The 6,661-nt window shown below is 40.1% G+C and carries 4 protein-coding genes; 2 read left to right on the top strand and 2 right to left on the bottom strand.

All coding sequences use genetic code 11. The features are described 5' to 3' along the window. On the top strand, positions 1-1,935 hold a 1,935-nt coding region (locus tag VNZ46_RS16915), incomplete at its 5' end, for a PDZ domain-containing protein (RefSeq protein WP_325561235.1). Positions 1,936-1,976: 41 nt separating this feature from the next. Here VNZ46_RS16915 and VNZ46_RS16910 read toward each other — a convergent pair. Next, a complete protein-coding gene (locus tag VNZ46_RS16910) occupies positions 1,977-2,657 on the bottom strand; it encodes a type 1 glutamine amidotransferase domain-containing protein (RefSeq protein ID WP_325561234.1) in 681 nt (226 codons plus the stop codon). Between the two features lie 184 nt (positions 2,658-2,841). Continuing rightward, positions 2,842-3,405 (bottom strand): Crp/Fnr family transcriptional regulator, encoded by a 564-nt coding sequence (locus VNZ46_RS16905; protein ID WP_325561233.1) that lies wholly within the window; start codon positions 3,403-3,405, stop codon positions 2,842-2,844. A gap of 384 nt (positions 3,406-3,789) precedes the next feature. Between VNZ46_RS16905 and VNZ46_RS16900 the strand changes: the two genes are divergently transcribed. Then, positions 3,790-6,630, top strand: coding sequence for a SusC/RagA family TonB-linked outer membrane protein (locus VNZ46_RS16900; RefSeq protein WP_325561232.1), 2,841 nt, complete (start codon positions 3,790-3,792; stop codon positions 6,628-6,630). Positions 6,631-6,661 lie beyond the last annotated feature (31 nt).

Raw genomic sequence — 6,661 nt, 5'->3', positions numbered from 1 at the left:
AGATATCCAAATTACGATCCAAAGGCAAGGGTTTTTAATGGTACGGCGAGTGATGCTATTGATCCAAAAAGGGTGCAGGGTTGGAAAAATCCTACCGGAGGATATGTTCATGCTTTACATGCCGGAGAATGGGGCAGTTGGGATTATCTGATTACAGGTAAAGATGAAAATGGAAAATTAAGTCTGGAAGGTGGGTGGCAAAACAACAGGCCCTCTGAGATGCACAAACAGCACCGTTTTGTAGAGAATATTATGGAAGAGCTGGACTATCCTGGAGAATGGTATCTGGATAGAAAAAATGAAACACTGTTTTATTATCCCGGTGGCAATGTGAATTTGAAAACAGTGGTTGTACAGGTATCTCATCTTAAAAACAGTATTGAATTGAAAGGGAGTTTATCGCAGCCTGTTCGGAATGTGGAATTAAAAGGATTGACTTTTGAGCATAACGAACGGAGCTTTATGGATACTAAAGAGCCGCTGCTGAGAAGTGACTGGACGATATATCGTGGTGGTGCGGTTCTTTTTGATGGTACCGCGAATTGTAAAATAACGAATTGCAGTTTTACCGGTTTGGGTGGAAATGCGATTATGCTAAGTAATTATAATCTGAAAGACAGTGTTACAGGTTGTTATGTAGCTCATATAGGTGCAAGTGCAGTGTGTTTTGTAGGAAATAAAAGTGCAGTGCGTTCTCCGCTTTTTAATTATAATGAATCACTGACTTATGATAAAATTGACAAAACGCCGGGCCCGCTTAACCATGATTATCCTCAGGATTGTGTAGTTGACAATAATCTTTTTCATCATTTAGGAGAAATTGAAAAGCAGGCAACTGGTGTGGAAATTGATATATCATCTTCGATTACGGTCAGTCATAACAGCATATACAATACACCTAGAGCTGGAATTAATATTGGTGATGGTTGCTGGGGAGGACATGTCATTGCTTTTAATGATGTGTTTAATACGGTTCAGGAAACTGGAGACCATGGGGCATTTAATTCCTGGGGAAGAGACCGTTTCTGGAATCCTGACAGAGAATATATGGATAGTATTGTGAAAGCCCATCCTGAACTGATATTGCTTGATGCCAGAAAGCCAGTCCAGATCCATAATAACCGTTTCCGTTGCGATCATGGCTGGGACATTGATCTGGATGATGGTTCTTCGAATTACCACATTTACAACAATGTATGTTTAAATGGAGGCTTAAAGTTGAGGGAAGGCTTTTACCGGGTTGTCCAAAACAACATCATCATCAACAATTCTTTCCATCCACATGTGTGGTTTGAAAATAGCGGAGATGTGTTTGAACGTAATATTGTGACGAAAAATTATTTTCCAATCCGGATAAAAGATTGGGGTAAAAGGATAGATTATAATGTGTTTTTTAATGCAGCAGATCTCGGTCTGGCACAAAATTCAGGTACAGACAGGCATAGTGTTTCGGGAGATGTCAGGTTTAAAAATGCAGATAAAGGAGATTATACTTTAATGCCGAATTCACCTGCACTGGCTGTAGGTTTCAAGAATATACCTATGAATCAGTTTGGTGTTCAGAAAGCATCCTTAAAGAAAATTGCGCTGCGGCCGGAAATTTCTCCGCTTTTACAGACACCTGGTTCTGCAGACGGTTTCGCAGTTGTTCCGTTTCTTGGAGGGGAAATTAAATCGGTGAATGGGTTAGGGGACCGGTCTGTATACGGGCTTCCTGATGAGAAGGGGGTCATTATCATTCGTGCTGGTAAAAATAGTTTGCTTTCTCAATCTGGCCTTCAGGATAAGGATGTGATCCGGGCTGCGGCCGGGAAGGAAATGGTCACCCTACAGGATCTCCAGGAGGTAGTTATGTCGCAGAAGCGAAAACCTTCTATTGCTATTGAAATTATGCGTAATCAGAAAGTGAAGGAACTTGTATTGAAGTTAAAATAAGCCAGACCTTCATCAAGTCCGGCTTATTTTAATGGATAGGTTTATTTTTTCAGGATTTTTAACAGTTCCTTTGCTGCTTCTTCTGATGAAGCTGGATTTTGTCCGGTAATCAGCAGACCATCTTTTAGAACATAAGATCCCCAATCGGCTCCTTTGCTATACGTACCGCCAAGTTTTTTCAGTTCATCTTCAACTAAAAATGGGACAACATCTGTTAATTGAACTGCAGCTTCTTCACTGTTGGAGAAGCCCGTAACTTGTTTTCCTTTAACTAAAGGATTGCCATCAGTTCCTTTTACTTTGATCAACACGCCGGGAGCGTGACATACAAAGGCAATTGGTTTTTCCTGATGGTTGAAAGCTTCAATCAGCTGTATCGAATTGGAGTCATTTGCAAGGTCCCAAAGTGGCCCGTGACCACCCGGATAGAAAACGGCATCATAATCTTCTGCTTTTACCTCGTTTAGTTTTACGCTATGGGCTAGTTTTTCTTTTAATGCCTGATCCTTGTCAAATCTATGTGTTGCGGCTGTTTGAAAGTCGGGCAATTCACTTTTAGGGTCAATAGGCGGCTGACCTCCTTTTGGTGATGCTATGGTGAGTTCAGCACCTGCATCGGCCAGTACATAATAAGGGGCAGCAAATTCTTCTACCCAGAAGCCTGTTTTTTCGCCTGTATTACCCAGGTCGCTGTGTGAAGTTAAAACGATCAGTATTTTCATAATTGTTGTCATTTATATTTTATATGATGGATCTATTTAGGATTCTTAAATTCGAAATTCTGCATGTTTATTTTTATTTAACTATACTACAATTTCTGTTTGATTTTGTTGATCAAAGTTAAACAGGTATGCAGAAATAGCAGTTGAGTGAACACACAAAAAAACTGTGATCTGGATCACAGCCTTAATGATTGAGCCTGCTGAGACTTTCACGCGAAACACCCAGATACGAAGCCAGTAATGTTTTAGGGATACGCTGGAGAAGGGAAGAGTTTAATTGCAGCAAACGATCATATCGTTCTTGAGGGTTTTTAAAGAGCAGAAGTCGGATCCGTTGTTGTAATGCAATATAGCCACCACCGGTTTTTTTAAGAAAGAAGTTAGAAATCTCGTGAATTTCCCGGCAAAGCTTTTCCCGGTTTTCATACGATAATATATAGACCTCGCAATCTTCAATACAATCAATGTTTAAGGTAGCCGGGGTTTTATTGACCAGCGCATGGTAGTCAGAGATCCACCAGTCTTCCATGGCAAACTGCAGAATATGTTCCCGTCCGTTTTCATCAATATAAAATGACTTCAGTAAACCCTTAATTACCCAAAATTCATTTTCTATTTTGTTGTCCTGCTGAACCAGATATTGATGTTTTTTGAATTTCCGATAAGTGAAATGTGAAAAAACGTAGTCAAATACTTCATCCGAAATGGGAATTATTTTTTCAAAATGTGCTTTGAGCAACTGTTTCATCAAGGGTGCCAATTTTTAGATCAGGATTGCAATTATAAGGGAAATAACGTTAAGCTTTTCATTTGTCTACCCTTTTATTTAGATTTTTCATCTTTTTTGGAGGCCTAATGAGATAGTTTTGACTAACGCTCGATAACCAAATTTCAAACCTCTTCAACAAACTAACCAAACCACATGAAAAAAAATGTACTCATCTCCAGTAATCATTTAGTCAAATCACTGCCCCCTGAAGTAAGCGGCTAAAAAACAAAAGACTCGTATTGTTTGCCCTGCTTTTTCCTAAAGCCAGGGACTGTTAAACGGCGAATTAATTGCCGTAAGGGAATAATACGTTCAAAAATTAATTAAACCTAACCAAACCATTTCTAATTAATGAAACTCATTATGAAACAAGACACAAGATGCTTGTTCAAAAAGATTGGCCTTTGTCTGGCCAGTTTTGGAGGGCTTGTTTTGTCTGCATCAGCACAACAAACTGATAGTACAAGAGTAGCCCACTTACGCGACTCTTTAAGAACGGTGCTTAAAAGTTCGCACCCTTTCCAACTTCCCGATAAAGATGTTCCCGTCCTATTCGGAAATCAAAAAAAAGGACAATTGCTGCAGTCTTACGGCTTTGTTAGGGGAGAAGAATTAGAAAGCTTTCCAGCCGCAGAACTCATGAGTTCTTTATATGGTAAACTTGCAGGTCTATATCTTGTCCAGACTTCTTCCGAACCAGGATCTGATAAACCCAGTCTTCTTTTGAGAGGAAGAAATCCTCTGGTCATTATAGATGGAGTACCTCGTTCCTTTACCAGTATAGACCCCGAACAGATTGCCTCTGTTTCCGTGATCAAAGATGCATTAGGAACAGCTATTTATGGAATGCGGGCTGCAGACGGCGTCTTGTTGATACAGACAAAAAGAGGTGCGAATGCGCCAAGGAAAATCAGCTTTACCAGTCAGTATGCACTTCAGGAACAGATAAAAACGCCAAAGTTTTTGAATTCATATGATTATGCCACATTATTTAATGAAGCACTGGCAAATGATGGAAAACAACCTGCTTATGGGGCATCTGATTTAGAGAAATACCGAACAGGATCCAGTCCTTTTACACACCCGAACGAAGATTGGTATAAAAGAATTCTTAACAACACTGCTGCCATGCAGCGTTACAATATTAACATTGCCGGAGGAACATCATCGACTAGGTATTTCGTCGACCTTGACTATTTAAATCAACAGGGCTTTTTTAATATAGATAACAACCTGAATACTTACCCAACCAACAACTATTTTAAACGTTATACTTTTAGAAGTAATATCGATGTTGATCTGACCAAATCAACCTTTCTTTCTGTAAATTTATTTGGGAGAATAAGAAACGGAAACGAACCGGGTGCATCTACATCCGCTGTTTATAGTGGTTTGCTAAGCACTCCAAATAACGCCTATCCGGTGTTTAATGCAGATGGTTCACTGGGTGGAAATTCACAATATCCAAACAACCTTTACGGCCAGGCATTGAGGTCTGGTTATTTGCCATCCAGCAATAGAAACCTTGGCGTTGATGTGTCTATAAAACAGGATCTGGGGTCAATAGTTAAAGGCTTATATGTTAAAGGGCTTGTTTCTTTAAATACCTATTATGATGAGCAGATAGACAGAAGCAAAACATTTTCTGTTTATAATTTAAAGACAGATCCTGTAACCAATAAAACCTATTATCAAAAAATAGGTAATGATGGTACACAAAGTAACAGTTCTTCAACTTCCGGACAAAACCGCCAAATTTACAGCCAGTTCGATCTTGGTTATGATCAAACTTTCGGAAAAAACACCTTGAATTCATTGTTGTTGTATTCAAGAGACAGCTATGTTTCTGGAAGTGACCTGTCTTTAGTCAATCAGGCGTTATCGGGAAGAGTTCAATACAATTACGATGGAAAATACCTGGCCGAGGCAGCAGCGTCTTATATGGGGGTAGACCGTTACAAGCCAGGACATCAATGGGGCGTTTTTCCTGCTGTGGGTCTGGGCTGGAATTTGTCGTCAGAGGACTGGTTCAAAGCGGCTGGAACACAGATAAACCAATTGAAAATCAGGGCAAGTTATGGCCTGACCGGGAGTAATAGTAATGCTGGATATTTTATTTACAACCAGTTCTATAGTGCTGGGAATTCATTCTATTCTAAAAATCCTGCAACCAGTTCCAGTACAATTAATGAGTCTGCTTTGGCGGATCCAAATCTGACCTGGGAGAAAGCCCGGAAATTCAATATTGGTACGGATATTAGTCTGTTTAAGGATAAATTTTGGTTTTCTGCCGACTACTACAGTAATTTTTATTATGACCAGCTTCAAGACAGAGGAACTAACGGGAGTGCAATTATTGGCAATACCCTTCCTCAACAGAATATTGGAAAGACACGTTACAATGGATTGGAACTCGCAGCTGGCTTTCAATCTAAAATCAATGATTTTAAATATTTCATCAGTGGAAATGTAAATTGGGGCGCCAGCAAACTGATCTATATTGATGAACCAGTTCGCAGGAATGCTTATGAGCAAAGAACAGGTTTACCGGTTGGGCAGGTTTTTGGTTATGTTGCCGATGGCCTGTACAATTCTGCAGCCGAAATTCAAGCTGGCCCTAAGGTAGAGGGATATAATCCGATTCCTGGCGATATCAGGTACAAAGACCTCAATCACGACGGGGTGATCAATATTTTTGATCAGACGGCCTTGGGTTCTACCAAACCACTTCTTTTTTATGGAATGACAGCCGGATTTAATTATAAAGGTCTGGATTTCTCCGTGACCGTTAACGGAGTTCAAAACCGAAGCGTATTGCTTATGGGAAACAATACTTTTGAATTTCAGCAAAATGCAACTGGTGGATATGGACAGGCCCTGGAACACCACCTAGATAGATGGACTCCTGCAACAGCTGCAACGGCCACCTATCCGAGGCTTAGTTTAGGGGTAAATACCAATAATCAGGCAGTTTCTTCCTACTGGATGAAGAACGGAAGCTACTTAAGGGTGAAAAATGTAGAGCTAGGCTACAGTTTGCCAGTTACATGGGTAAAAACCATCGGCTTAGCGGGTATTCGTGTATTTGCAAATGGATTGAACTTGTTGACCCTTACAGATCTGGAACGGGTTGATCCTGAAGCCATCAGTTGGGGCTATCCGAACCAAAGGGTTTTCAATTTTGGTGCAAACCTTAAATTCTAAATTATATTCCAATGAAGATTATATATAAATA

The organism is Pedobacter sp. (assembly GCF_035566355.1).
Lineage (GTDB): Bacteria > Bacteroidota > Bacteroidia > Sphingobacteriales > Sphingobacteriaceae > Pedobacter.
The sequence above is the reverse complement of the archived record's forward strand: the minus strand, read 5'-3'. Positions and strand labels throughout refer to the sequence as shown.